Below are 25,038 nucleotides of genomic sequence, written 5' to 3'. Positions count from 1 at the left end.
GCCCGGGCCAGCAGAATGGCGGGCGTGAAGGGGTATGACGCAATGTCGTACGGCGAGGGGTTCGCCGACGTGTACGACGAGTGGTACGAGGGCGTCAGCAGCGTCACCGACACGGTGACGCTCCTCGAGTCGCTGGTCCCGGCGCGGCCGCTGCGCGTGCTCGAGCTCGCCGTCGGCACCGGCCGCCTCGCTCTCCCGCTCGCCCGCCGCGGCCATCTCGTCACCGGGGTCGACATCAGCCCCGACATGCTGGCCGTCCTCGCCGCCAACGATCCCGAGGGCCTCGTCACGGTCGTCATCGGCGACATGGTCGACGCCATGCCCCCCGGGCCGTTCGACGTCGTGCTGGTGGCCTACAACTCGCTGTTCATGCTCACCGACCCGGCCCGCCAGGCAGCGTGCTTCTCGGCGGTGGCCGGAGTGCTCGCGCCGGGCGGGGCGTTCGTGGTGGAGGCCTTCGTCCCGTCCGATCCTCCTCGCGCCGGCTCCGACGTGGCGCTGCGGTCGATGACGGCGTCGAGCGTGGTGCTGTCGGTCACGATGACCGACCCGCTGCGCCAAACCGTGGACGGCCAGCACGTCGAGCTCCGCGACGGTGAGCCGGTCCGCCTCCGCCCCTATTCGTTGCGGTACTCGACGCCCGACGAGCTGGACACGTTCGCCGCCGACGCCGGCCTGTCGCTCGACCGGCGCCTCGAGGACGTCGCCGGCGAACCGTTCGACCCCGACGCCAGCCCGCGCCACGTGAGCGTCTACCGCCGGCCGGCGTGAGGCGCTCGTGAACTCGTGCACCGGTAATCGCCCCTACCGGTGGGTAACCGACGTATCCTGAACAGCACTGTGAGACAGATGCGGCTCAATCCGCTCAACGGCCGGTGGGTGACTATCGTTTCCGACCGAGCCGCGCGGCCCAACGACTTCGCGCCACGCGATCACGCCCTCGAGACCGATCCGGGGCGGCCGTGCCCGTTCTGCCCGGGCAACGAGGAAGCGACACTGCCGGCCCTCGAGACCGTCGACGAGGGCGGCCACTGGCAGATGCGCGTCGTGCCGAACATCTACCCGGCGTTCTACGGCGACACCGGATTCGTGGTCCACCACGTCGGCCCGGTGCACGTCACCGCCGACGCGACGGGCATCCACGAGGTGTTCATCTACACGCCCGATCACCAGTCGGGCCTCCAGTACCTCAGCGATCACCACGCGGCAGCGATGATGCAGGCGCTCAAGCGCCGCCTTGCCGACCACGCCGGGGCCACCGGTGTCCGGTACACCCAGGTCATCGTCAACCACGGCCGCGAAGCGGGCGCGTCGCTGGCGCACCCGCACGCCCAGATCCTCGGTCTGCCGTTCGTGCCCACCGAGATGCTCGACGAGGAGCGCGCGTTCGCCCGCTTCGCCGGTGGCTGCGTCATCTGCACCACCATCGAGGCCGAGGAGACCACCGGCGAACGAGTCGTGTTCGCCAACGACGACGTTGTCGCCGTCGCCCCGTTCTGGAGCGGCGCCCCCTACGAGCTGCTGCTGATGCCGCGTCGCCACGAGGGCCACCTGCAGCATGCCGATGACCGCAGCCTCGACGCCATGGGTGTCGCCATCCGCGACGCCGTCGGTCAGCTCAACTCGGCGCTCGGCGACGTGTCGTTCAACCTCGGCGTGCACAGCGCGCCCCACGAGCACGCCGGCGAGTACCACTGGCACGTGCACCTGTGGCCCAACCTCGTCACGCAGGCCGGGTTCGAGCGGGGCACCGGCGTGATGATCAACGTCGTCGATCCCGAGTCGGCCGCCGAGAGCCTGCGCAGCGTCCGCGCCACCGCCTGACGCGCCGGCGGCGCTACAGCTGACGGAGCAAGGCGGTCGTCGCGGCGGCGAGGACCACGACGACGACGAACGGAGCCTTGCGCCACGCCGCGATCACCGCGACCGCGATGCCGGCGGCCCGCTCGTCGAGCACGAGGTCCTGACCCGTCGAGAACGTGTCCTTGGCGATCAGCGCGGTGAGCAGGGCGGCGGGGACGAGCGCCAGGCATCGCTCGAGTGGTGCCGGCAGCCGTCGTGACCCGATGATCACCAGGCCGAGCACCTTGAAGCCGAACGCCACGGCGGCCAGGACCAGGATCAGTCCCCACGTCATCGCGCCGCCCCCGGGTGCTCGAGGCCGATGAGGATCGCCGCCGCGGCGCACAACACGGGCACGCCGGCCGGGGTGAGCGGGATGAGGCTGAGGCAGATGACCGCGCCCAACAGGCCCGCGACCAGGCCGCGACGGGTGCGCAGGTGCGGCGCGAGCATCGCCACGAACGCCGCCGGGAACGCCACGTCGAGGCCCCATGTCTGGATGTCGACACCCGATCCGATGAGGGCGCCGACGAGCGTGGCGATGTTCCAGAAGACGTAGATCGATCCGCCGGTCAACCAGAAGGCGAGTCGCCGCGACGCCGGATCGGGTTGGGCGGCGGCGACCGCGGTGGACTCGTCGATCGTCAGTTGGGCGGCGAGCAGGCGGATGCCGAGCGAGCCGGTGACGACGCGGGACATCGCCAGGCCGTACACGGTGTTGCGCGCCGACAGCAGGACGGCGCCGCCGAGCGCCGCCGCCCCGGTGCTCCCCGACGCCACCTCGCTGACGAGGCTGAACTGCGACGCGCCGGTGAACACGAGGAGCGACATCACGCACGTCTGCGTCACGCTGGCGCCGGCGGCGACGCACCCGACGCCGAACACCAGGCCGACGAGACCGACGGCGGCGGCGAGGGTGAGGACGGCCGAGACGATCTCCCGGCGCCGCGCGGGGTCCACCGGTTCCGCGTCGTGGGGGGTCATCGCCCGCCAGTCTGCAACGACTCGGGCCGATCTCACACACCAGTTCTCACCCATGTCTCACCACGGCCCCGACCGGTCTCGCGGCGATCAGTAGGGGCGGAGTTCGCTGCCGTCGGGCCGGTAGGTGCGGAGGTTGCCGTACTCGTCGCGGCGCACGCGGTAGCCGTGCTTCGTCTTCCACAGGTTGTGGTGGCCGCAGTCGGGATTGGCGTTGGCGAGGTCGGTACGGCCGCGTTCGGGTGAGGCCCATTCGGTGGCGTGGTCGATGTGGCGTGGGCGGGCCCGGCATCCGGGCGAGCTACATCGGTGGAGCTGGTCGAGGCCGGCCTGCAGCCGGGCAGCGACCCGAGCGTTGCCATCGAAGAAGCGCCGCTTGCGACCCTGATTGATGATCACCCCGTCGTCGCCCACGAGCAGGGCGCGGAAGTAGCCGTCGAGCGCAGCCTGCACGGCGTACAGCGGACCGATGTCGACACCATCGCTGGTGTGACAGAACCGCCGCTGCGCCGTGACCGCCGATGGCGACGGCACCGTGTCGCCGTCGTCGCCATCGGTCGTGTCGTCGATGGCTGGCTGGTCGTCCGCCGGCGAGCAGCTGTAGTCGCCTGCGCTGCTGTCGGAGTCGGTTGGCGCGGCGGTCTGTGCAGCCCGCGCGGCCCCTGCGGCTCGGGCGGCGGCCTGCGAGAAGGTGGTGGCATCGGTGACGATGTTGACGATGATCTCGACGTCCTTGGCGGTGCCCTGCCCGATCGCCGCGAGGAAGATGGCCTCCAAGGCGTCGGCGCGGCGTTGCTGCGGGGTCCGGGCGAGGTGGGCGACGCAGGTGTCGTCGCCGTGGACCACCTTGGCCGCCTGCCAGTCGCGGTCGAACTCGATGTCCTCGAAGGCCCTGAGGATCGCCTCCAGCTTGGCCCCTTGCACTGCCCCGAAGCGGCCTTCCAGCACGAACATGTCCAGGACGTTCGACAGCCTGACGTTGCGCCGCCGGTGCGTCACGTCGGGATCCGGTGGTGAGCCGTCCTGATCGTGGCAGCGGCCCCACGACCGGACGCGCCTGGCGTACACGTCGTGCGGCGTGAGGTTGGCGGTCATCAAGAACGCCGGCATCACCGCCGTCAGTTCGTCTCGAGAGATGCGGTCGTTGACGACCAACTGACCCAAGGCATGGGCGTGCCCAACCGGGAGGGTGCCGTCGGCGAGCAGGTCGCCGGCTCGGGGACAGAACTCGACGAGGGCGGCGATCTGCTGGCGTTCTGCGCGTTCCCGGTTGGAGAGGTTGACGGAGCCCTGCAGGAACGCCTGGGGTGAGCGGTGGCCCTCGACGAGGTGCACCTCGCGTTCGGCGACGGCGTTGAAGGCGACGGCCGACGCCGCTTCGAGCGATCGGCGGACCCGTTCGAGAGCAGCAAAGAATGTCGTGAAACCACGTTCATTTAGATGTTCGGCCAACTCTGACGCCCGGGACGCGACGTGCTCGGCGAACCAATCGGCCTGGTCGAAGAACGCCGTTGCCGTCGGCGTGCCGAGCGGCGCCGATTCCCTGATACATTCCCTGATATGTCCGGCCAGCTCCGTATCGCGGAGATCTTCACGGATCTCGTCGAGCACGCTGGTTCCCATCTGCACACTGTAGCCGAATGCTCACACTAGATGTGACACACATGTACGGTCATTTTGTGATTTTCCTCCCGCGCACGACCGCGTGGCGATGGCGCACCGGTGAGATCGCCCGACGACCGCTGGCATGCTGTGAATCATGCGAGTGCTGTTCGTCTGCCTCGGCAACATCTGCCGCTCCCCTGCCGCCGAGGCGGTGTTCGCCGCCCTCGCCGCCGACCGTGGCGTGGCGGTCGAGGTCGACTCGGCGGGTACCTCCGACTACCACATCGGCGAGACGCCGCATCAGCACACCCTCGCCGAGGCGAGGCGGCGTGGGGTGCCGATCGACCACCGGGCCCGGCAGGTGACCGACGGCGACTTCCGGCAGTTCGATCTCCTCGTGGCGGTGGACGGGTCGACGGCCCGGAACCTCGAGCGGATGGCCCCTGCGGGTGCCGACCTCGGCCGCATCGTCACGCTCGAGCCCGCCGTCGCCGACCCGTGGGGACATCCGCCGTCGGCCTACGCCGAGATGTGGGACCAACTCGAGGAGCAGTGCGGCGAGCTGCTCGACCGGATCGCCACCGCCGCCGAACCGGCATGACGAGTCCGCTGCCCGCCGACCTCACCGCGGGCATCGAGATCGCGTCGGCCACTCTCCTGTCGGGCGGCGACGTCGCCCGGGCGTTCCGCCTCGACACGACGAGCGGCCCGCTGTTCCTCAAGTGGCACCCGGATCCCAGCCCCGGCCTCTTCGAGCGCGAGGCGGCCGGCCTACGCGCGCTGCGAGCCGCAGGCGCAGCACGAGTGCCGGAGGTCGTCCGCGAGTCCCCGGCCGGTCTCGTCCTGGAATGGATCGAGCCGGGACCGAGGTCGGCCGGCACCGAGCGCGAGTTCGGGGCCGAGCTCGCCGCCCTCCACCGCACGACCCATGACACGTTCGGGGCCGTCGACGGCGCACCGGCGGGATTCCTCGGTTCCCAGCCCGTCGACCTCACGCCGACCTCCACGTGGGTCGAGCTCTTCTTTCACCGCCGTGTCATGCCGCTCACCGAGACGGCGATCGCCTCTGGTCGACTCGATGCAGCAGCCCGGGACCTCGTGGACCGTCTCGCTCCCCGGGCGGCGGAGCTCTGCGGCCCGGCGGAACCGCCGGCGCTGGTGCACGGCGATCTGTGGGCCGGGAACCGGCTGATCGATGCGCACGGTCGCAGTTGGCTCATCGACCCAGCGGCGCACTGGGGGCACCGCGAGCTCGATCTGGCGATGATGCAGCTCTTCGGCGGGTTCGGCGACTGCGTGTTCGCGGCGTACGACGAGGCCTTCCCGCTGAGCGACGGCTGGCGCGATCGGGTGCCGTGGTATCAGCTCCCGCCGCTGCTGGTGCACGCCGTCAAGTTCGGAGGCTCGTACGGGGCCGCCGCCCTCGCCGCGCTGCGCCGCTACGCCTGACGCAGGCGTGACGAACACGGTGGCCGGCCGCCGGCGCGGCATGATCTCGGGATGACGCGCACCGTTGCCGACCTCACCGACGCCGACCTCGCCTTCCTCACCGAGTCCCACCTCGCCACACTCACCACCCTGCGTGCCGACGGGTCGCCGCACGTGGTCGCCGTCGGGTTCAGCTTCGATCGGGAGGCCGGCGTCGCCCGGGTCATCACGTTCGCCCCGAGCCAGAAGGCGCGCAACGCCGCACGTGGCGGCCGCGCTGCCGTGTCCCAGGTCGACGGCGGCCGGTGGCTCACCCTGGAGGGGCCGGCCCGGCTCGTCACCGACAGCGACGGCGTCGCGGCAGCCGTCGCCGGGTACGCCGCCCGCTACCGCCAGCCCGGCGACCGCCCCGACCGGGTGGCCATCGAGATCACTGTCGACCGCGTCCTCGGCCGGACCGGCTGAGGATCAGCCGAGGCGCCAGATCGCGAACGACGGTCCGGCGCCCGGCAGCTCGACCGCGCCGGTCGAGGCGTCGAACCTCACGTCGCCGTCGCCGTAGAGGCGCTCGGCGCGGCGGTGTGGGCCGATCTCCGCCGCGCGCACGCGCAACGGCTCGTGGGCGGCACGCGAGGCCAGCACCAGCACCTGCTCGTCGGCGGTTTCGCGCACGAACGCCAGGGAGTCGGGCCCAGCGGCGACGAACCGCAGGCCGCCGCGCCGCAGGGCGTCGCTCGACCGGCGGACGGCGATGAGGTCGCGGTAGGCGTCGAGCAGGCCGCGGTCCCACCGCGACTCGTCCCACGGGAACGGGGCCCGGGCGAGGTTGGAGTCGGCGCCGGTGACACCGACCTCGTCGCCGGCGAACACCATCGGCACGCCCACGGACGTGAGCAGCAGCCCGATGCCGACGAGCTGGTGGGCTGGGGACACGGCCACCGATGCGAAGCGGGAGGTGTCGTGGCTGGCGAGCAGCGTCATGCTCGCCGCCACCGAGCGCCAGGGCACGCCGGCGGTGAGCGCCTGCTGCGACGCGGCGAGGCCGTCGCCGCCGATCCGCGGCAGCGGACCGGGCACGCCCATCAGGCGGGCGTCGGGCCGGGCCAGCCAGCTCCACACCGGCCTGGTGAACCACGAGTAGGCCATCACGCCGTGCCAGCCGTCGCCGGTGAGATCGGTCGTGGCGTCGTAGCAATGCTCGGCCACCAGCCAGGCGTCGGGCTTCACCTGCCGCATCGTCTCGCGGACGTCGCGGAAGACGTCGTGGTTGACGTCGACCTCGCCCAGCCGTCCCGTCATGTTGGCGACGTCGATCCGCCAGCCGTCCAGGCCGGCGTCGCGCCGCCGGCGATCGTCAGGTCCGGACGGCCCGCGGAGCCACCGGCCGGCGATCGAGTCGGCGCCGCGGACGAGACGATCGCGCAACGCCGGCGATCGGAGATCGAACTTCGGGAGGGAGGGCACGTCGAACCAGGCGACGTAGTCGTGGGGGTGGTGGCGGAACGTGTAGTACGACGCCTCGGGCGAGCTGGCATCGGCCTGCGCCGCCTGGAACCAGCGGTGGTGGTCACCGGAGTGGTTCGTCGTGAGGTCGCCGATCACGCGGATGCCGCGGGCGTGGGCGGCGTCGGTGAGAGCAGCGAGGGCAGCGTCGCCACCGAGCACCGGGTCGACCTCGTCGAACGTCGACGCGTCGTAGCGATGGCTCGACCGGGCCGGGAACACGGGCGTCAGGTACACGAGATTCACGCCGAGCCGTTCCAGGTGGTCGAGGCGTTCCCGCACGCCGGCGAGGTCGCCGCGATAGAGCTGCCGCACCGACTGCTTCCAATCGGGGTCGATCGGGTCGTCCCAGTCCGACTCGATGGGCCAGTCGCCGTCCACCGGCACGTCGGGCGCGTCGAGCGACGCGCGGGACCGGGCGAACCGGTCGGGGAACACTTGATACGCCACGGCGTCGGCGAGCCAGGCCGGGGGCGGCTCGTGGGTCGACAGCACGAAGTCGTCGCGGTCGGCGACATCGATCGCCGACGTGCCGCGGCCGTTGACCCAGCGGGGGCCCGACGGCGTCTCGACGAGGAAGCGATAGGGCGTGACCGGGTTGACCGCGCGCACCTCGCCCTCCCACCAGACGGCGCCGCCCTCACCCGGCTCGGTCTCGACGACCGACGCCATCGAGTAGTGCGGCTCGCCGTCGGCCACGCTGCGCACGTGCACGTCGGTGGCGCCGAACGACGCCGGCACCCGCAGCCGTACCGACACGCGCTCGCCCAGTCCGGGCGCTTCGTTGGCGAGGTAGGCGGCGGACCCGTCGTGGTGCGGGTTGGCGGCGAGGCTCATGGACTATCCCTTCACGGCACCAGCTGTGATGCCACCGACGATGAAACGCTGGAGGAACTGGAACAACAACACGACGGGGATCGAGGCGATCAACGCGCCGATGGCGAACGGTCCCCAGCGCAGGTCGTAACGGTCCCCGGCGAGCAGGCCCTGGAGGCCGGTCGCCACCGTCTTCGACGGCGACGAGAGGTCCTGTCCGAACAGCACGACCGAGGCGACGAGGAACTCGGCCTGGGCGGAGATGAAGGCCAGGAGGAAGATGATGGCGAGCACCGGCAGCGCCAGGGGCAGGATGATGCGCCAGAACACCTGGGCGTGGGAGGCCCCGTCGATCCGTGCGCTCTCGTCGAGCTCCTTGGGGATCGTGTCGAAGAAGCCCTTGATGAGCCAGGCGTTCGAGCCCAGCGCACCGCCCAGGTAGAAGAGGATGATCGTGGCCGTCGATCCGTTGCCGAGCCCGGGGAAGGCGTTCGGCAGGTTGCGCACCATCAGATAGATCGCGACGAACGCCAACGACGCCGGGAACATCTGGACGAGCAGCAAGGACAGCAATCCGGTGCGCCGGCCGCGGAACCGGAGACGTGAGAAGGCGAACGCCGCAGCGGCGGCGAGCAGCACGGTGCACGCCGACGTGACGATGCTGATCACCAGCGAGTTGCGGAACCAGCTCCAGAACGGATACGAGTCGAGCAGCGTGCGCAGCTGACGGAGCGTGAACGTCTCGGGCCACAGCCGCTGGTTGCTCAGCGACGCACTGTCGGAGAACGCGGCGATCACCACGAACCACACCGGGAACAGGGCGAACACGAGGGCGGCGACGCCGACGACGTGACGCCAGCCGAGCTCTCTCGCCCAGCGTGCCGGTTTCATCTTGTTGCGGCGCGGGCCGAGCGCGGTGGCCATCGCTAGCGCACCTCCTCGTAGGCCTTCGTGTACTTGAAGCCGACCGCCGAGATGGCGGCGACGATCAGGAAGATCAGCACGGACAACGTCGCCGCCAGCCCTTGGCGCTGCGGGCTGGCGTCGAGAGCGATGCGGTACACCCACGACAGCAGGATGTCCGTCGTCCCCGCCGACTCGCTGACCGCGCGCGGGTTGCCGCCGGTGACGAGCCAGATGATCGTGAAGTTGTTGAAGTTGAAGGCGAAGCTGGCGACGAGCAGCGGGCTCACCGTGACGAGCAGCAATGGGAAGGTGATCTTGCGGAACGCCGTGAACCCGCTTGCCCCGTCGACGAGTGCCGCCTCCTTGAGGTCGGTGGGGATGCTCTGCAGCGCGCCGGTGCTGACGAGGAACATGTAGGGATAGCCGAGCCACGTGTTGACGAGGAACAGCGACACCATCGCCCACCCGGTGTGCGACTGCCACGACACGTCGAAGGGCAGCCAGCGGTTGATCCCGAACGTCTCGTTCAACATGCCCTTCCACACGAGCGCGGTCATGAAGCCGGGCAGGGCGTACGGGATGATGAGCAGCGACCGGTAGTGCCGGCGCGATCTGAGTCGTGGGTCATTGAGCACGGTTGCCAGCCCCAGCCCGACGGCGAAGGTGAGCACCACCGAGCCGAAGGCGAAGCCCAGGTTCCAGGCCAACACGCGGAGGAACGGCCCACGGAACTCCTCGTCACCGAGCACCTCGCGGTAGTTGTCGAGGCCGACCGACGTGCGGAAGCCCGGCGACAGCCGCGTGCCGTCGTCGACGACGAAGAACCCATCGAGTTCCCGGTAGACCACGCCGGTCTCGGTGTCGGTGATCGTGTCAGCGTCGGGGTCGTACACGCGCGTCGTGGTCGACTGCACGGCCTGTGCACCCGAGATCGTGAAGACGCCGCCGTCATCAGCCGGCATCTCGTACGTGCCGGTCGGGTAACCGGGCAGCGATCTGGCGTCGCCGGCGCGGACGCCGGTGAGCCCTGCGGCCGACTCGACGAACGTTCGACCAGTGGTCACCAGCGTGGTGAGGCTGGCATCGGCGGCGTCGATCTCGGTGATCCCTTCGTCGGTCCCGAGATACAGCACGCCGCTGTCGGGTTCGAAGAGCGCGAAGCCGGCGAACGTGCCGTCGTCGCCCCGCATCGGCGTGGCGTCGAACCTCGGCGCATCCGGATCGGCCCGCACCGACTGGCTCTGGATCTGCTCGATTGCCTGCTCGCGGCTCAGGACATGACCGGTGCCGTAGTTCGTCGTGGACGCGATGACGGTGTAGACGACCGGGTAGAGCCCGAAGATGGCGAGGAAGAAGACCCCCGGCAGCAGGTACTTCATCGGTACGAACCGCCGCGGCAAGTAGACGACGTTGAGGGCGACCAGCGTGACGACCATGACGGTCGCGTAGCCCCAGGCCTCGTTGCCGATCGAGGTGATCAGGCCGAGGACGGCCAGCGCGTCGGCGGCGCCGAGGAGGAGGATCTTGGCGATCCAGCCGGGGGCCGAGCCGCCGAAGCGGGTGGGCGCCCGGGTTGCCCCGGGCGCCACGGTCCCACCGTTCATCGAGCGATCAGCCGGCGATCTGCGAACGGATCTCCTCGGCCGCTGCCGTGAACTCGGCGGCTCCATCGGCCCCGCGCAGGACGTTGACCTCGGCCAGGCCGAGGGCGCTCCACACCGCGCTCATCTGGGGAATGGCCGGCTGCGGAATGCCGTTCGTGGCCGCCTCGTTGAACCCGGCGATGTCGGCGTCGTCGGCCACCTGCTCGGCGGCCGAGATCAGCGCCGGCGGACGACCGCCGGCCTCGAACAGCGCCAGCTGCGTCGACTCCTGGCTCATGTAGTCGAGCACGAAGCTGGTCGCCAGGTCCTTCTGCTCGGAGAACGACGAGATCATGAAGCCCTGCACGCCGACGAACACGGCCGGCGGCTCCCCGCCCTCACGCGCCGGGATGGCGCTCACCGCGTAGGGGACGCCGGTGGCCGCGAAGCCGTTGTCGGCCTGGCTGATCGCCCACGGCCCGGTGATCGCGAACGGTGCCTGGCCCGAGCCGAAGGCCTCGATCATCGCGTCGTAGGTGACGTCGGCGTTGAGGAGACCGGCCGCGGCCTGCTCCTGCAGGAACGCGGCGGCGGCGAGACCGCCCTCGGAGTCGATCCCGAGGTCCTCGGGGTTGAACGTGCCGTCCTCGTTCTGGCCGAAGATGTAGCCACCGAACGCCGACAGGATCGGCTGGAGGTGGTAGGCGTCGCCTTCGGGGCCGATCTGCAGGGCGAGACCGAGGTGATCGGAGCCGGGGTTGGCCTCGTGGTACTCGGTGGCGATCTGGATCATCTCCTCGAACGTCGCCGGCGGCTCGGGCACCAGATCGGTGTTGCGGACGAGGGCGATGTTCTCGACGGCGTAGGGCAGACCGTACGTCTGGCCTTCGTAGGTGAACGCCTCGATGGCGACCGGGTTGAAGCCGTCGGCGACGGCGCTGACGTCGAGTGGCTCGACGACCCCGTTGGCGACGAGCTCGCCGAGCCAGTCGTGGGCGCCGATGATGATGTCGGGACCCTCGCCAGACGGGGCGTTGAGGGAGAGCTGGTCGCGGATCTGGCCGAACTCGAGCTCGAGGACGTCGACGGTGATGCCGTTCTCGTCGGCGAAGGGCCCGGCGATCTCCTCGATGATCGGGGTGCGTGTGTCGTCGGCCCAGATCACCAGGTCGGCGTCGCCGCGTGGCGGCGCCGTCGGTGCGGGGGCCTCCGTGCCTGCCGCCTCGGTGCCCGCCGCCTCGGTGCCTGCCGCCTCGGTGCCGGCGGCCTCGGTGCCCGCAGGCTCGGTGCCGGCGGCTTCGCTGTCGGGTGGTGCGGTGGTCGCGCCGGCGACGCCGGTGGTGCCGAGAGCGGCGACGGCGAGCGCGCCGGCGACCGCCACCAGCTTCTTGCGTGAACGCATGGATTCCCCATTCATAGAGCGGATCTTCGTGGACACGGGCGACCCCGGATGAGCGGTCGACCGGGAGCCGGAATGTGCCCCAGTCCGGCCCGTGAACAGCATTCTGGCAGCCCGCTGTCAGCCATGGCAAGACTCTTGCAATTCTTGCAACGGTGTCGCAGAACTGCCAAGGTGGGCGGTCATGCGGGTGCGACTGCGCGACGTGGCAGCCCGAGCCGGGGTCAGCGAGGCGACGGTCAGCCGCGTGCTCAACGAGCGGCCCAACGTCAGCGCCCGGACGAAGGCGGTCGTCCTCGACGCCCTGCGCGCGCTCGACGGTCCGATGCCCGGCGGGCGGCCCCGGCCGACCGCCCAGCGCACCGGCCTGGTGGCGATCCTCATGCCCGACCTCGACAACCCGATCTTCCCCGTGATGGCCCAGCTGCTCACGGCGCGGCTCGCCAGCAAGGACCACCCGAGCGTGATCGCCAGGTGCGGGACGGCGTCGGAGGAGCCGCAGATGCTGGAGACCCTCGCCGCGGCCGGCGTCGCCGCGATGATCGTGGTGTCGGGCGCCCACGCCGACACCACCGCCGACATGGCGCCGTATCAGCATCTCCTCGACACGGGCGTGACGATGGCGTTCGTCAACGGCTTCCGCCGCGACTTGGTGGCGCCGTTCGTGTCGTGCGACGACCGCCACGCGGCCGCCCTCGCCGTACGCCACCTGGTGAGCCTCGGCCACCGCCGGATCGGCTTCGTGTCGGGGCCGCATCGGCACACGGTGGTGCAGCGCAAGGTGGCCGGCTACCGCGCCGCCCTCAAGGCGGCGGGGATCGATCGCGACGAGTCGCTCGTCGTCGAGACGATCTTCAGCGCCGAAGCCGGCCACGCCGCCGTCGAGGGGCTGCTCGAGTGCGGCGCCACGGCCGCCGTCGCGGCCAGCGACATGGTGGCCCTCGGCACCATCCGCGGCGCACGCGACCTCGGCCTCGAGGTGCCCCGCCAGTGGTCGGTCACCGGCTACGACGACACCGCGCTGATGGCCTACACCGATCCGCCACTCACCACCATCCGCCAGCCGGTCCGGGCGATGTGCGACGCGGCCGCCGACATCGTCAGCGACCGCCTCGCCGGACGGCCGACCCGCAACGGGGAGTTCCTCTTCCGGCCCGAGCTGGTGGTCCGCTCCTCGACGGCCCCGCTCGCCGATCCGTGAGCTGACTGAAATCGACGCAGTGCGGATCTCCGTGCTGTCTTCTCGCGGGCCGAGACCTCACACATCGCCGCGGGCCGACTAGGTTCCGGACCGATGCGAGTTTTGATGCTCGCCTGGGACTTCCCGCCCCGTGCCGGCGGCGCCGGCGCGCACGTGGACGGGCTCACCCGGGCGCTGGGACAGGCGGGCCACGAGGTGGTGCTGCTGACGGTCGGGCACAAGGGCGCACCCGCCGAACAGCTGCTCCCGACGTCGAGCACCGACGACGCTGACGGCGCCCGCCCCGTCCGGGTGCTGCGGGCCAACATCGACCTGCCGTGGATCCCCGACGAGTTCCACGTGGCCTCGGCGGCCTCGGCGTGTCACCAGCTCGTCCAGCTCGTCACGGCGCTCGGCCGCGGGCCCGACCGGTGGATCCCCGAGGTCGTCCACGGCCACAACTGGGAGGTCGCGTGGGCGGCCGAGACGCTCGCCGAGCTGTACGGGGTCCCGCTGGTCACCACGTTCCACACCACCACCCGCGGCCAGCACGGCGGCAGCCTGCCACCGGGCGAGCCGAGCACGATCCACGCCGTGGAGTCGTGGATCGCCCACACGTCGCGACACGTGATCGCTTCGTCGAAGTTCATGGCCCAGGAGGTGATCTCCGGGTTCGAGCTCGCGCCGGAACGGGTCCACCGCATCCCCAACGGCATCGACCCCACGTGGTGGGCCGGCGGCGAGCACGCCCAGGGGCGGGCGCCGCTCGTGCTCACGTGGGGCCGCGTCCAGTACGAGAAGGGCTTCCAGGTGCTCGCCCAGGCGATGAGCACGCTCCGCTCGCGGGTTCCCGGCATCGAGTGCATCGTCGCCGGGCGGGGCAGCTACCTGCCCGAGCTGCAGTCCCAGGTCGACATCGAGGGCGTCAGCGACATCATGCGGCTCGTCGGGTTCGTCCCCGACGAGCGCCTGCGGGCCGGTGTGCACCGGGCCGGCTGCGTGGTCATCCCCTCGCTCTACGAGCCGTTCGGCATCGTCGCCCTCGAGGCGCTGGCCGGCGGCGCCCCGCTGATCGCCGCCCGCACCGGTGGGCTCGCCGAGCTGATCGACGGCACCGGAGCCGGGATGCTGTTCGAGCCCGGCAACGCCGACGAGCTGGCCACGTGCATCGAGATGGTCCTGTCCGACCCCGAGCTGGCCGGCGAGATGCGCCAGGCCGGCGCCGAGCTGCTCGCCACCCGGTACTCCTGGGCGGCGATCGCCCGGGCGACCGTCAACCTCTACGCCTCCACCGCCTGACCGGGTCCCCTGCCGGCCTGCATGCCGGAAGTGAACACAACCCGCAGTAACTGCGGGTGGTGAACACAACCTGCAGGCGGTCGCCCGGTCCGGTGAGCGGGTCCCGCAGTACCTGCGGGTGGTGAACACCACCGGTGGGGCGGGCCGGTCGATGTCACACCCCATCGCCATGATGAGAGGCACCCGACATCCCCCGTTGCGTCAACCGATTCGACGAAGGGGTCACACCGTGAGCAGATTGACGGCCGAAGCCACCCACTGGCTACGGCACCACCGGGGCACCATCACCAACCAGGCGCTCGCCGACGCCGGCATCTCCACCACCCAGCGCGAACGCCTCGTTCGAAACCGCATCCTGCGGCGAGTCATCGTCGGCGTCTACCAGTTTGCCGGAACCGACCTGGACGAGGCCGGGCGATGCACGGCGCTGTGCGCAGGCCGGGCCGACATGGTCGTGTCCGGGCCGACCGTCAGCGTCGTGTTGATGACCCGCCATCTCGGCAACAACGCTCTCGCCTCGATGGTCGACGATGCGATCGCCAAGAAGTACTGCACGGAGGCCGCTCTCCGACGGACGGCGGAGCGTCTCGCCGGTCCGGGCCGCGAGTGGGTTCGACGGTTCCTGCGAGTGCTCGACCGGCGGCATCCCGGCCGGCCCGGTGCCTCGGACCCGGAACGGGACGTGTACGACGCCCTGTGCGACCGCGGCGTGGAGGGGCTGGTGCGTCAGTGGCCCCAGATCCTGCCGGTGTACGGACCGGCCGCCTTCGACATCGCCCTCCCCGACCTGCGATGGGCGCTCGAGGTCGACGTCCATCCCGAGCACCGCACGCTCGAAGGGGCGGCGAACGACAACCGGCGCGACGACGCGGCCGACGCCGTCGGCATCGCCGTGAAGCGGATCGGCGAGGCGCAACTCGATGACGACTTCGAGGGCACGATCGACATGGTCGTCGCAGCGATCGAACGCCGTCGGTCGGCCGTCGCCCAGCGAGGGGTTCCCCGAGCGCGTCGGCGGACTGCTCGCTAGTCTCCCGCGGCATGCGTCCCGTTCGCCGCTTCGAGGTCCGTCCCGCCATCCCCGAGGCCCTCGCGGCCCTGCCGGAGTTGGCCACGAACCTGCACTGGGCGTGGGACCGGGAGCTGGTGCGCCTCTTCGAGCGCATCTGGCCGGGATGGACCGCCGACGAGGCCCACCCCGCCCACATGGTGCGCACCACACCATCCGAGCGACTCGAGGCACTCGCCGCCGACCAGTCGATCGTGCGTGATCTCGCCGCCGCCAAGGGCCGGCTCGACGCGGCGATCACCGGGCCGACGTGGTTCGCCACCCGCACCGACTCGCCGCTCGGCGCCGTTGCGTACTTCTCGCCGGAGTTCGGTCTCACCGAGGCCCTCCCGCAGTACTCGGGCGGCCTCGGCGTGCTCGCCGGCGACCACCTCAAGGCCTCGTCGGACCTCGGCGTGCCGCTGGTCGGCGTCGGCCTGCTCTACACCGAGGGCTACTTCCACCAGGAGCTCGACGCCGAGGGCTGGCAGCAGGAGCTGACGGTCAACCTCGATCCGGAGTCGCTCGGCCTCACGGACACGGGTGTCGTCGTCACCATCGACATGGCCGGCGACGACGTCAGCGCCCGCGTGTGGCGCGCCCAGGTCGGCAAGGTCGACCTCTACCTGCTCGACACCGACGTCGAGGGCAACTCCCCCGACGCCGTCGCCATCACCGACCGCCTCTACGGCGGCGACAATCACCACCGTCTTCGCCAGGAGATCGTGCTCGGCATCGGCGGCGTCCGGGCCCTCCGGGCGCTCGACATCCACCCGCAGGTCTTCCACACCAACGAAGGCCACGCCGGGTTCCTCGGGCTCGAGCGCATCCGCGAGCACGTCGCGTCGGGCACACCGTTCGCCGCCGCCGTCGAGGCCGTCCGGGGCGGTGGGGTGTTCACCACCCATACCCCGGTCCCCGCCGGGATCGACCGCTTCGAGCGCACGCTGATCGAGCGGTACTTCTCGGGGTTCGCCGAAGAGTGCGGCGTGTCGATCGACGAGCTCTTCGCCATCGGCGAGAGCCCCGACGAGGCGGACGTTGCGGACGAGGACAAGAAGTTCAACATGGCGGTCATGGGCCTGCGGCTGGCGGCCCGGTCCAACGGCGTCGCCGAGCTGCACGGCACGGTGAGCCAGGCGATGTTCCACGGCCTGTGGCCCGGCGTCGACACCGAGGAGGTGCCGATCGGCTCGATCACCAACGGGGTGCACGGCAGGTCGTGGACGTCGCTCCGCGTCGACGCCCTGCTGTCGCGGGCGATCGGCGACGACTGGTCATCGGCCGGTGCCGACCGCTGGGCCAACGTGCGCGACATGGACCCGGCCGAGATCTGGGACACGATGGTCGCCGGCCGTCGCGGTCTGGTCCGATTCGTCCGCGGCCTGCTCGGTGGCGGCGTGCTCAACCCCGACACCCTCACCATCGGCTTCGCTCGGCGCTTCGCCACCTACAAGCGGGCGACGTTGCTGCTCTCGCAGCCCGATCGCCTGATGGCCCTGCTCGACGACGCCGACCGGCCCGTGCAGTTCGTGTTCGCCGGCAAGGCGCACCCGGCCGACACACCTGGCAAGCAGCTGATCCAGAAGATCGAGCAGTTCGCCCGCAAGGGCAAGGTGCGTCATCGGTTCGTGTTCCTCACCGACTACGACATCGCCATCGCCCGCGAGATGTACCACGGCTGCGACGTGTGGTTGAACACACCCCGGAGGCCGCTCGAAGCGTGCGGCACGAGCGGCATGAAGGCGGCGTTGAACGGCGCCCTCAACTGCTCGATCCTCGACGGGTGGTGGAACGAGTGCTACAGCCCGGGCAACGGCTGGGCGATCGAGTCGGCCGAGAACGATCCCGACCTGGAACGCCGCGACGAGCGCGAGTGCGCCAGCCTGTTCTCCGTCCTCGAGGACCAGGTGATCCCGACGTTCTACGAGCGCACGTCCGGCGGCCTGCCGCGGGCCTGGGTGGAGATGATCCAGGAGTCGTGGGCCACGCTCGGGCCCCGCGTGATCGCCGCCCGCATGGTTCGCGACTACGTGACCGACCTGTACGAGCCGGCAGCCGCCGACTCCCGAGCGCTGACTGCGTCGAACGACGCCGTCGCCGCCGCGCTGGCCGACTGGCGGTCACGCATCCGAACCGCGTGGCCGGGCATCCGGATCACGGCGGTCGATGTCGACTCCAGTGCCGGTGACACCGGCACGACGCGGGCGGTCACGGCCACGGTCGATCTCGACGGTCTCGACCCGGCAGACGTCCGCGTGGAGGCGATGCACGGCATCGTCGGCACCGACGGAGAGTTCAGCGGCCGGCCCGAAGCCGTGCAGCTCCAGCCGATGGGTGACGGCACGTACCGCGGCGACATCTCCCTCAGCGCGCCCGGCTCGTACGGGGTGACGGCTCGGGTGCTTCCCGTCCACGAGGCCCTGGCGTCGCCGTTCGACCTCGGCCTCGCGACGTGGGCCTGACGACCTGACCGAAATCGGTTGCACCCGCCGAGCGACGCGGCGACGGTGTGACATGGCCAGTGACTACTTCTTGCGCATCGACGGGATCGACGGCGGGGCCACCCAGGTGGACCACGTCGGGGAGATCGAGGTGATCACGTGGAGCTGGGGTGTGTCGACGTCGACGTCGGGTGGTTCAGGCGGCGGTGGCGGACGCGCCGGACGGCCCGACTTCGACGAGCTCCAGGTGGTCACGCCCGTCAGCCAGGCGTCGCCGGAGCTCATCGAGTCGTGCGTCAGAGGTCGCCATCATCGGAACGCCGTGCTGACCGGTGTGCGCGCAAGCGCCGACCAACCGTTTGCCTTCGTCCGCTACGAACTGGGCGACGTGACGATCGCCAGCGTCGAGCACGGCGAGTCCGACGACGAGCCGATCGAGGAGCTGGCGATCGCCTATCGGGAGTTCTCGATCACCTACACCACACAGCGCCCCGACGGGTCAGCGGGCGCGCAGACGTCGTTCTCCCATCCGTAGCGGCTGCGGCACGACCCCAGCGGGTCGTCAGTGCCCGGTGAACGTCGCCTTCCCTGGCCCGTGCTCGAGGAAGCTGGCGACGCCGATGCGGGCGTCGTCCGTTGCGAAGACCTCGGCGAAGGCGTCGCGCTCGAGGGCGAGCCCGTCGGCGAGTGACGGGGCGGCGAGGCCGGCGTCGATCACGCGCTTGGTGATCGCCTGCGCGGTGAGCGCTCCCTTGGCGACCTCGGCGGCCAGCGCGCGGGCGCGTTCGTGGGGATCGCCGTCGACCACCTCGTCGGCGAGACCGATGCGCAGGGCCTCGTCGGCAGCCACCTGCCGACCGGTGACGCACATCTCCTTCGCCCGGCTCGGCCCGACGACCCGGGCGAGGCGCTGGGTCCCACCGCCGCCGGGGATGATGCCGAGCAGGATCTCGGGCTGACCGAACACGGCGCGGGCTCCGACGATCCGGTAGTCGCACGCCAGGGCCAGCTCGCACCCACCGCCCAGCGCGTAACCGGCGACCGCAGCGATGGTGAAGCGGGGCAGGGCGGCGATCGCGTCGAGCGCGGCGTGGAAGTTGGCGGTGATCGCGCGCGCCTCTTCGGGGCCGCCGAACTCGGAGATGTCGGCGCCGGCGGCGAAGATGCGTTCGCCACCGGTGACGATCAGCGCCCCCGGCGGTTCGGCGGCGAGTTCGGCGGCCGCGGCGGCGATCTCGGCGAGCAACGCACCGGACAGTGCGTTGATCTTGCCGTTGCTGAGGGTGAGCACCGCCACTCCGTCGTCACCGCGTTCGAGCGTCAACAGTTCATACACGCAGCCATCTTCGCAGGCCGCCAAGAATCTTTTCCGTTTCGCCGCGCCGGCGACGCACCGGAGGGCATGAAGATCCCATCGAATGCCACGGACGGATGCCAGGGACCCGCCGCGCTCTTCGCCCTGATGGCCGAGCAGCTGGGCGTCGCGTCGACGACGCAGGCTCGCGCCCTCGGCGTGTCGCGGGCCGTGGAGCGCCGCCTCCAACGAGAGGGAGCCCTGGCCGAGGCACTCCCGGGAGTCCTCGCCGCTGGTGGAGTCCGGCTCTCGTTCCCGGCGACGGCGATGGCGGCCGCCCTGCGCCCCGGCGTCATCGCCGTCTCCCACGGCACGGCGGCGCGCCTTCACCGCCTCGCCGGGTTCGCGGACCATCGAGGACTCGACGTCGTAGGCGAGCGGGGCGCCCACCTCTCCGCGAAGCTGCCCGTCACCCGGCACTATTCCCGCGGTCCGGTGCGCGAGCACGTCGGTCGCATCGGACCGATCCCGGTCACGTCGCTCCCCCTGACGCTCGCCCTGATCGCCCCCACGACGTCCCGGGCCACGCTCATCGGTGCCCTGGCCGACGCCCTCGGCCGCGGGGTCCCCGCGGCGGCGATCCGCTCGGTCGCACAGCAGTGGCAGGAACCCGGTCGGTCCGGGCCCGGCCTGCTCCTCGACCTCCTCGACGAACTGGCCGCACGCACGCGCGTGGCCTGACGCTCGGTACAGCTTCCGCTAGCGCTCCGTACCGATCGTCGCTAGCGCTCCGTACCGATCATCTCGTCCGCGGCGGTCCACGGGTCGACCCTCCGAGCCACGACGTCGGCGGTCAGCTGGTTCCATCGCTCCTGGCCACACAGCTCGCGCGCCCGCTGGTCGAGCCGGCGTGCCACGACCTCGCGGAGCTCGTCGGCGGCTCGGAACGCCCGGCGACGCTCCAGCTCACCGCTGGCCTCGGCGTGGCGGCGATGGGCGTTCACCGCGTTCCAGACGTCGGCGACGCCGGCGCCGGTGGTGGCGACGGTCGACACGATCGGTGGACGCCAGCCGCCCTCGGCGACGTGGCCGGCGAGGTCGAGCATCTGCTCCAGGTCCTGGCGTGTCTGTTCGGCGCCGTCGCGATCGACCTTGTTGATGACGAAGACGTCCGCCACCTCCATCAGCCCGGCCTTGTTGGCCTGCACGCTGTCGCCCCAGCCCGGGTTCACCACGACGACCGTGGTGTCGGCCTTGCCGGCCACCTCCACCTCGACCTGACCGACCCCGACCGTCTCGACCAGGACGAGGCGGTGACCGACGGCATCGAACAGCCTCACGGCCTCGGGCGTGGCCAGCGACAGGCCGCCGAGGTGGCCGCGAGTCGCCATCGAGCGGATGAACACGCCGTCGTCGGTGGCGTGCTCCTGCATCCGGACCCGGTCACCGAGGATCGCCCCTCCGGTGAACGGGGACGACGGGTCGATGGCGAGCACGGCGACCTGCTCCCCCTGGCTGCGGAGGTGGCTGACGACGGCGCTGGTGAGCGTGCTCTTCCCGGCGCCGGGCGCCCCCGTCAGGCCGACGGTGTAGGCGTTCCCCGATCGCGGCGCGGCCCGGCGGCTGATCTCGCGCGCCCCGTCACCGCCGCGCTCCACCAATGACAGCAGCCGCGCCAGCGCCGGGCGGCTGCCGCCGACCGCGGCGTCGAACAGGGCTTCAGGGTCGCGCGGAACGGCCGTCATGTGGGGAGGTGTACCAGCCCGGACGGTCAGCCGGCGAAACCGGTGGCGTCGCCGGTGTCGGCGACGTCGGCCAGGTTCACGACCGATGTCACACCGTCGACACGGTCACGCATGATCCGCTCGATTCCGGCCTGCATCGTCTGCGTCGACGCCGGGCAGCCCACGCACGCGCCGATCAGCTCGACGGTGACGACACCGGTGGTCTCGTCGACGTCGTGCAGGATGATGTCGCCGTTGTCGGCCTTGAGCGCCGGTCGGATGACCTCGATGGTCTTCTCCACCATGGCCCGCATCGCGGAGGTCGCGCCGGACGACTCAGAGGTGACCGGCGACTCGGAGGGTGATGTCGTCGTGCTGATGCTTCCATTCAACCAGCCGACCCCCGTGATCATTCCACCCACGCCGCTCGGTCAGAGCCGTTCGATGATCGTCACGTTGGCCTGGCCGCCGCCCTCGCACATCGTCTGCAGGCCGTAGCGGCCGCCGGTGCGCTCGAGCTCGTTGAGCAGCGTCGTCATGAGGCGGGCGCCGGTGGCGCCGAGGGGGTGACCGAGGGCGATGGCGCCGCCGTTGACGTTGACCTTGGCGTGATCGAACCCGGTCTCCTTGAGCCAGGCCAGGACGACCGGGGCGAAGGCCTCGTTGATCTCGACGAGGTCGATGTCGTCGGTGGACAGACCGGTGCGGGCCAGCGCTCGCTGCGTCGCCGGGATCGGCGCGGACAGCATCATGATCGGGTCGTCGGCCAGCACCGTGAGGTGGTGGATCCGGGCCCGCGGGGTGAGCCCGTGGTCCTTCACCGCCTGCTCGCCGGCGACGAGCAGGGCGGCTGACCCGTCGGAGATCTGGCTGGCCACGGCCGCCGTGATCCGCCCGCCCTCGGTGAGGGTGGCGAGGGAGCGGATCTTCTCGACATTCGGCTCGCGGGGCCCCTCGTCGCGGGTGATCTCGCCGAACGGCACGATCTCGTTGTCGAATCGACCCTCGGCCTGGGCCCGCAGGGCCCGCTCGTGCGATTCGATGGCGAAGGTCTCCATCTCCTCGCGGGAGATGTCCCACTTGTCGCACATCAGCTCGGCGCCGGCGAACTGGCTCACCTCGCCGTTGCCGAAGCGCTCCAGCCAGCCCTGCGACGTGGTGAACGGGTCCTCGAACCCGAGGGCCGCCCCGGCGTCGGACGCGGCGGTCAGGGGCACGGTGGTCATGCTCTCGACGCCGCCGGCGACGACGAGGTCCATGGTCCCCGACATCACGGCCTGGGCCGCGAAGTGCACCGCCTGTTGGGCCGAGCCGCACTGCCGGTCGATCGTCACGCCCGGCACGTGCTGCGGGAGCCCGGCGGCGAGCCAGCAGGTGCGGGCGATGTCGCCGCCCTGCGGACCGACCGAGTTGACGTTGCCGAAGACCACGTCGTCGACGGCCGCCGGGTCGATGCCGCTGCGCTCGACGAGGGCGCCGATCGCCAGCGCGCCGAGGTCGGCGGGGTGGAGTCTCGACATGCCGCCGCCGCGCTTGCCAACGGGGGTGCGGACCGCTTCAACGATGTATGCCTCAGCCATCCCGCGAGCCTGCCACCATCAGGGTTCGCCCGGCGAACTCTGACGATCCGGGGGCGTGGTGTCCCCCGGCACATCAGGCCGGCGTCAGCAGCTTCCACCGTCCCTCGGAGATCACATCGACGGCGCCGTCGACCACACGGATCGCCGTGTCGTCGTCGATCGCGTAGGCGGGCCCGTCGAGGCGCTCGGCCCACCGTTCGGCCGCGGCCATCGTGTTCTCCGGAAGGTTCGGGTGGTCGACGTGGGGGAAGATCGAGAAGTCGACGAGGCCCAAGGTGGCGTCGTCGCCGGTGTAGCCGGGAGGGCGCGGGATGACGAACTCCTCGCCGATCCTGGGCGTCATCACCATGCTCCCCGCGCTGAGTCCCACCCAGACGGTGTCGCCCAGCGACGGCAGCAGGTCGGCCAGCCCGGACTCACGGATCCAGTGACAGAGGTACAGCGGATCGCCACCGTTGACGAGGAGGACGTCGGCCTGCTCGACCCACGGGACCCACCTGTCGGCGCCGATGGTCGGCAGGGCCGTCAGCTCGAGGAGCCCGACGGACTTCCAGCCCAGCTCGGTCATCGGGCACTCGGGCTCTCGACCGCTGACGAAGCGCCACGCGCTGGCCGGCGCGACCATCGGGTGTCCGTAGCCGGCCGTCGGGATGCACAGCGCGTCGCAGTCGGCGATCGGCCGCCCCAGCAGTTCGACGAGCGCATCGTGGATGCTGGTGTTCTTGATGCCGGCCGAGGTGAGCAACAACTTCACGCTTCACGACCGTACAGCAAGCAGTTGCACAATGCAATCACTTGCTCGGTCAGGCGCCGGCGATTCGGGGTTCGGCCGCGGGCTGCGTAGCCTCGACCCCGTGATGTTGCTGGCCGCCGTGCTCGCCCATCAGGGCGGGTGGGACGAGATCCTGCTGGTGCTCGTCCCGATCGTCGTCGTGGCGTGGCTGCTGTGGCTCGCCAAGCGACGCGTCAGTCGGGCGGCGGCCACCGAGGCACCCGCGTCGCCGCCGGCCGGACCCGACAGCACCCCGCGCGGCGACGACTGAGCGATCTGACGGGCACATCCCGTCGGGCGCAACCGGTCAGATGCGTTCGATGCCGGCGCCGACGGCGGCGAGACGACCGACCAGGTCGTCGTAGCCACGGTCGATGTGCCGCACGCCGCTGATCGTCGTCTCCCCCTCGGCCGCCAGTCCGGCGACGACCATCGCCGCGCCGGCGCGGATGTCGTGAGCCCGCACGGGAGCGCCCGACAGGCGCGGGACGCCCCGGACCACGGCGTGATGCCCGGTGGTGCGGATGTTGGCACCGAGGCGGATCAGCTCCTCGACGTACCGGAAGCGGCCTGGGTAGAGATTCTCGGTGACGATGCCCGCTCCGTCGGCCACGCTGAGCATGGTGATGATGAGCGGCTTGTAGTCGGTGGCGATGCCCGGGTACGGCAAGGTCGGGACGTCGATCGACCGCAACCGGCGATCGGCGACGACGCGCAGCGACGTGTCACCGATGTCGAACTCGAGTCCCATGTCGGTGAACCGGGCAAGCAGGTTCTGCATGTGCTCGGCCCTGGCGTCGAGCACCTCGAGCTCGCCCCCCGCCACGGCGACGGCGGCGAGGTACGTCGCCGCCTGGATGCGATCGGGAACCGTGCGATGTCCCGCCGCTCGGAGCGCGCCCCGCTCGACGCCGTTGATGACGAGCCGCGACGTGCCCACGCCGGTGATGTCCGCGCCCATCTTCACCAGCAGGTCGCAGAGGTCGACGACCTCGGGCTCGCGTGCCGCGTTGTCGATCGTCGTCACCCCATCGGCGTACACAGCCGCGGTGACGAGGTTCTCGGTGGCTCCGACACTGGGGAACGGGAGGGCGATCTCGGCACCGTGCAGGCGCTCTGCGGTGGCGTGGAGCTCGCCATGGGCGAACTTGAACGTCGCCCCCATCGCCTCGAGGCCGGCGACGTGGATGTCGATCGGCCGGGCGCCGAAGTCGTCGCCACCGGGCATCGACAGACGCACCTCGCCGCACCGGGTGAGCAGCGGTCCCAGGACGTTCACCGACGCCCGGATCCGCTCGGCGAGCTCGTACGGCGCCACCGGCGTCACGTCGCCGGTGTTCGCCATGACCAGCATGCCCGGCTCGGGCCGTTGGGTGCTCACACCGATCGGTGCCAACAGCTCGGCCATGATCTGCACGTCGGTCAGGTCGGGCACGTTGGTGAACTCGTACACGCCGTCGGCGAGCAGGCTGGCCGCCATCAACTTGAGCACCGAGTTCTTCGCTCCCGGCACGAGCACCGAGCCGGCCAACGGGCCGAGGTGCCGCACAACGATCTGCTCGTCGTCGCTCATCGGCCCGTAGTTCTATCGCGTTCTGAGGACGTGTCCCGATCGCCCGGAAAGGTGTCACCGT

25 protein-coding genes are annotated in these 25,038 nt (G+C 70.9%); 12 read left to right on the top strand and 13 right to left on the bottom strand.

The window, feature by feature from the left end; genetic code table 11:
- Window positions 1-24: 24 nt before the first annotated feature.
- Together DN771_RS21245 and galT are read left to right on the top strand one after the other, a co-directional pair.
- Window positions 25-771 carry a class I SAM-dependent methyltransferase gene (locus tag DN771_RS21245; protein ID WP_227462429.1) on the top strand — a complete coding sequence of 249 codons (747 nt, stop codon included), beginning with the start codon at window positions 25-27 and terminating at the stop codon, window positions 769-771.
- Between the two features lie 78 nt (window positions 772-849).
- Window positions 850-1,824 carry a galactose-1-phosphate uridylyltransferase gene (gene galT, locus DN771_RS21240; RefSeq protein ID WP_227462428.1) on the top strand — a complete coding sequence of 325 codons (975 nt, stop codon included), beginning with the start codon at window positions 850-852 and terminating at the stop codon, window positions 1,822-1,824.
- Between the two features lie 13 nt (window positions 1,825-1,837).
- On the opposite strand, the gene DN771_RS21235 is transcribed toward galT, so the two are convergent.
- From DN771_RS21235 to DN771_RS21225, 3 genes are all read right to left on the bottom strand, one after another.
- Complete coding sequence (locus tag DN771_RS21235) at window positions 1,838-2,137, bottom strand: AzlD domain-containing protein (RefSeq protein ID WP_116999567.1); 300 nt, start codon at window positions 2,135-2,137, stop codon at window positions 1,838-1,840.
- On the bottom strand, window positions 2,134-2,826 hold the full coding sequence (locus tag DN771_RS21230) for an AzlC family ABC transporter permease (protein WP_116999566.1): 693 nt from the start codon (window positions 2,824-2,826) through the stop codon (window positions 2,134-2,136). The genes DN771_RS21235 and DN771_RS21230 overlap by 4 nt, the downstream gene beginning before the upstream one ends.
- Before the next feature lie 87 nt (window positions 2,827-2,913).
- A complete protein-coding gene (locus DN771_RS21225; RefSeq protein ID WP_116999565.1) occupies window positions 2,914-4,446 on the bottom strand; it encodes a 13E12 repeat family protein in 1,533 nt (510 codons plus the stop codon).
- A 136-nt stretch (window positions 4,447-4,582) separates the two neighbouring features.
- Between DN771_RS21225 and DN771_RS21220 the strand changes: the two genes are divergently transcribed.
- Genes DN771_RS21220 through DN771_RS21210 form a run of 3 tightly spaced genes read left to right on the top strand, consistent with a single transcriptional unit; the run spans window position 4,583 to window position 6,321 of the window.
- Complete coding sequence (locus tag DN771_RS21220) at window positions 4,583-5,029, top strand: low molecular weight protein-tyrosine-phosphatase (protein WP_116999564.1); 447 nt, start codon at window positions 4,583-4,585, stop codon at window positions 5,027-5,029.
- Entirely contained in the window at window positions 5,026-5,877 is an 852-nt protein-coding gene (locus DN771_RS21215; protein WP_116999563.1) for a fructosamine kinase family protein, read from the top strand. Before DN771_RS21220 ends, DN771_RS21215 begins: the two co-directional genes overlap by 4 nt.
- Before the next feature lie 51 nt (window positions 5,878-5,928).
- Window positions 5,929-6,321, top strand: a complete 393-nt coding sequence (locus DN771_RS21210; RefSeq protein WP_116999562.1) for a pyridoxamine 5'-phosphate oxidase family protein — start codon at window positions 5,929-5,931, stop codon at window positions 6,319-6,321.
- A gap of 3 nt (window positions 6,322-6,324) precedes the next feature.
- Here the strand turns inward: DN771_RS21210 and DN771_RS21205 are convergent, their stop codons facing one another.
- From DN771_RS21205 to DN771_RS21190, 4 genes are read right to left on the bottom strand one after another with little or no spacing between them, the layout of a single operon-like run.
- Entirely contained in the window at window positions 6,325-8,196 is a 1,872-nt protein-coding gene (locus DN771_RS21205) for a glycoside hydrolase family 13 protein (protein ID WP_116999561.1), read from the bottom strand.
- Between the two features lie 3 nt (window positions 8,197-8,199).
- Window positions 8,200-9,099: a sugar ABC transporter permease gene (locus DN771_RS21200; protein WP_116999560.1), complete on the bottom strand. Its 900-nt coding sequence runs from the start codon at window positions 9,097-9,099 to the stop codon at window positions 8,200-8,202.
- A gap of 2 nt (window positions 9,100-9,101) precedes the next feature.
- Entirely contained in the window at window positions 9,102-10,670 is a 1,569-nt protein-coding gene (locus DN771_RS21195; RefSeq protein ID WP_162942221.1) for an ABC transporter permease subunit, read from the bottom strand.
- A gap of 22 nt (window positions 10,671-10,692) precedes the next feature.
- The gene (locus DN771_RS21190) at window positions 10,693-12,066 is read right to left on the bottom strand and encodes a sugar ABC transporter substrate-binding protein (protein ID WP_116999558.1); all 1,374 of its coding nucleotides are present in this window, start codon (window positions 12,064-12,066) and stop codon (window positions 10,693-10,695) included.
- A gap of 181 nt (window positions 12,067-12,247) precedes the next feature.
- Between DN771_RS21190 and DN771_RS21185 the strand changes: the two genes are divergently transcribed.
- The 5 genes from DN771_RS21185 (at window position 12,248) to DN771_RS21165 (ending at window position 18,569) form a co-directional block, all read left to right on the top strand.
- Window positions 12,248-13,264 (top strand): LacI family DNA-binding transcriptional regulator, encoded by a 1,017-nt coding sequence (locus tag DN771_RS21185; protein ID WP_116999557.1) that lies wholly within the window; start codon window positions 12,248-12,250, stop codon window positions 13,262-13,264.
- Window positions 13,265-13,357: 93 nt separating this feature from the next.
- Window positions 13,358-14,542, top strand: coding sequence for a glycosyltransferase family 4 protein (locus DN771_RS21180; RefSeq protein WP_116999556.1), 1,185 nt, complete (start codon window positions 13,358-13,360; stop codon window positions 14,540-14,542).
- A gap of 229 nt (window positions 14,543-14,771) precedes the next feature.
- Window positions 14,772-15,572, top strand: coding sequence for a hypothetical protein (locus tag DN771_RS21175; RefSeq protein ID WP_162942220.1), 801 nt, complete (start codon window positions 14,772-14,774; stop codon window positions 15,570-15,572).
- A gap of 11 nt (window positions 15,573-15,583) precedes the next feature.
- Complete coding sequence (gene glgP, locus DN771_RS21170; RefSeq protein WP_116999554.1) at window positions 15,584-18,055, top strand: alpha-glucan family phosphorylase; 2,472 nt, start codon at window positions 15,584-15,586, stop codon at window positions 18,053-18,055.
- A gap of 52 nt (window positions 18,056-18,107) precedes the next feature.
- Window positions 18,108-18,569, top strand: coding sequence for an Hcp family type VI secretion system effector (locus DN771_RS21165; RefSeq protein ID WP_116999553.1), 462 nt, complete (start codon window positions 18,108-18,110; stop codon window positions 18,567-18,569).
- Window positions 18,570-18,596: 27 nt separating this feature from the next.
- Here DN771_RS21165 and DN771_RS21160 read toward each other — a convergent pair whose 3' ends face one another.
- Entirely contained in the window at window positions 18,597-19,370 is a 774-nt protein-coding gene (locus tag DN771_RS21160) for an enoyl-CoA hydratase/isomerase family protein (RefSeq protein WP_227462427.1), read from the bottom strand.
- A gap of 66 nt (window positions 19,371-19,436) precedes the next feature.
- On the opposite strand from DN771_RS21160, the gene DN771_RS30530 reads away from it, so the two are divergent.
- Window positions 19,437-20,069, top strand: coding sequence for a type IV toxin-antitoxin system AbiEi family antitoxin domain-containing protein (locus DN771_RS30530; RefSeq protein ID WP_227462426.1), 633 nt, complete (start codon window positions 19,437-19,439; stop codon window positions 20,067-20,069).
- 41 nt (window positions 20,070-20,110) lie between these two features.
- Here DN771_RS30530 and meaB read toward each other — a convergent pair whose 3' ends face one another.
- The 4 genes from meaB to DN771_RS21135 all read right to left on the bottom strand — a co-directional run bounded on the left by meaB (window position 20,111) and on the right by DN771_RS21135 (window position 23,386).
- Window positions 20,111-21,073, bottom strand: coding sequence for a methylmalonyl Co-A mutase-associated GTPase MeaB (gene meaB, locus DN771_RS21150; RefSeq protein WP_116999551.1), 963 nt, complete (start codon window positions 21,071-21,073; stop codon window positions 20,111-20,113).
- A gap of 26 nt (window positions 21,074-21,099) precedes the next feature.
- A complete protein-coding gene (locus DN771_RS21145) occupies window positions 21,100-21,357 on the bottom strand; it encodes a NifU family protein (RefSeq protein WP_227462425.1) in 258 nt (85 codons plus the stop codon).
- A 126-nt stretch (window positions 21,358-21,483) separates the two neighbouring features.
- A complete protein-coding gene (locus DN771_RS21140) occupies window positions 21,484-22,632 on the bottom strand; it encodes an acetyl-CoA C-acetyltransferase (RefSeq protein ID WP_116999550.1) in 1,149 nt (382 codons plus the stop codon).
- Window positions 22,633-22,705: 73 nt separating this feature from the next.
- Window positions 22,706-23,386 carry a Type 1 glutamine amidotransferase-like domain-containing protein gene (locus DN771_RS21135; RefSeq protein WP_116999549.1) on the bottom strand — a complete coding sequence of 227 codons (681 nt, stop codon included), beginning with the start codon at window positions 23,384-23,386 and terminating at the stop codon, window positions 22,706-22,708.
- A gap of 100 nt (window positions 23,387-23,486) precedes the next feature.
- Between DN771_RS21135 and DN771_RS21130 the strand changes: the two genes are divergently transcribed.
- The gene (locus tag DN771_RS21130) at window positions 23,487-23,675 is read left to right on the top strand and encodes a hypothetical protein (protein WP_162942219.1); all 189 of its coding nucleotides are present in this window, start codon (window positions 23,487-23,489) and stop codon (window positions 23,673-23,675) included.
- A 36-nt stretch (window positions 23,676-23,711) separates the two neighbouring features.
- On the opposite strand, the gene murA is transcribed toward DN771_RS21130, so the two are convergent.
- Entirely contained in the window at window positions 23,712-24,977 is a 1,266-nt protein-coding gene (gene murA, locus DN771_RS21125) for a UDP-N-acetylglucosamine 1-carboxyvinyltransferase (RefSeq protein WP_116999547.1), read from the bottom strand.
- Window positions 24,978-25,038: the final 61 nt, after the last annotated feature.

This window comes from Desertimonas flava, from assembly GCF_003426815.1.
Classification (GTDB): Bacteria; Actinomycetota; Acidimicrobiia; order Acidimicrobiales; family Ilumatobacteraceae; genus Desertimonas; species Desertimonas flava.
The sequence above is the reverse complement of the archived record's forward strand: the minus strand, read 5'-3'. Positions and strand labels throughout refer to the sequence as shown.

Bases quoted from the DNA above. Each gene is read 5' to 3' on its own strand.
- DN771_RS21215 (WP_116999563.1), top strand. From the start codon at position 5,026: ATGACGAGTCCGCTGCCCGCCGACCTCACCGCGGGCATCGAGATCGCG.
- galT (WP_227462428.1), top strand. From the start codon at position 850: ATGCGGCTCAATCCGCTCAACGGCCGGTGGGTGACTATCGTTTCCGAC.
- DN771_RS21145 (WP_227462425.1), bottom strand. From the start codon at position 21,357: ATGGTGGAGAAGACCATCGAGGTCATCCGACCGGCGCTCAAGGCCGAC.
- DN771_RS21205 (WP_116999561.1), bottom strand. From the start codon at position 8,196: ATGAGCCTCGCCGCCAACCCGCACCACGACGGGTCCGCCGCCTACCTC.
- DN771_RS21235 (WP_116999567.1), bottom strand. From the start codon at position 2,137: ATGACGTGGGGACTGATCCTGGTCCTGGCCGCCGTGGCGTTCGGCTTC.
- DN771_RS21200 (WP_116999560.1), bottom strand. From the start codon at position 9,099: ATGGCCACCGCGCTCGGCCCGCGCCGCAACAAGATGAAACCGGCACGC.
- DN771_RS21210 (WP_116999562.1), top strand. From the start codon at position 5,929: ATGACGCGCACCGTTGCCGACCTCACCGACGCCGACCTCGCCTTCCTC.
- DN771_RS21190 (WP_116999558.1), bottom strand. From the start codon at position 12,066: ATGCGTTCACGCAAGAAGCTGGTGGCGGTCGCCGGCGCGCTCGCCGTC.
- DN771_RS30530 (WP_227462426.1), top strand. From the start codon at position 19,437: ATGAAGATCCCATCGAATGCCACGGACGGATGCCAGGGACCCGCCGCG.
- glgP (WP_116999554.1), top strand. From the start codon at position 15,584: ATGCGTCCCGTTCGCCGCTTCGAGGTCCGTCCCGCCATCCCCGAGGCC.
- DN771_RS21185 (WP_116999557.1), top strand. From the start codon at position 12,248: ATGCGGGTGCGACTGCGCGACGTGGCAGCCCGAGCCGGGGTCAGCGAG.
- murA (WP_116999547.1), bottom strand. From the start codon at position 24,977: ATGAGCGACGACGAGCAGATCGTTGTGCGGCACCTCGGCCCGTTGGCC.
- DN771_RS21225 (WP_116999565.1), bottom strand. From the start codon at position 4,446: ATGGGAACCAGCGTGCTCGACGAGATCCGTGAAGATCTCCGCGATACG.
- DN771_RS21140 (WP_116999550.1), bottom strand. From the start codon at position 22,632: ATGGCTGAGGCATACATCGTTGAAGCGGTCCGCACCCCCGTTGGCAAG.
- DN771_RS21230 (WP_116999566.1), bottom strand. From the start codon at position 2,826: ATGACCCCCCACGACGCGGAACCGGTGGACCCCGCGCGGCGCCGGGAG.
- DN771_RS21220 (WP_116999564.1), top strand. From the start codon at position 4,583: ATGCGAGTGCTGTTCGTCTGCCTCGGCAACATCTGCCGCTCCCCTGCC.
- DN771_RS21165 (WP_116999553.1), top strand. From the start codon at position 18,108: ATGGCCAGTGACTACTTCTTGCGCATCGACGGGATCGACGGCGGGGCC.
- DN771_RS21180 (WP_116999556.1), top strand. From the start codon at position 13,358: ATGCGAGTTTTGATGCTCGCCTGGGACTTCCCGCCCCGTGCCGGCGGC.
- meaB (WP_116999551.1), bottom strand. From the start codon at position 21,073: ATGACGGCCGTTCCGCGCGACCCTGAAGCCCTGTTCGACGCCGCGGTC.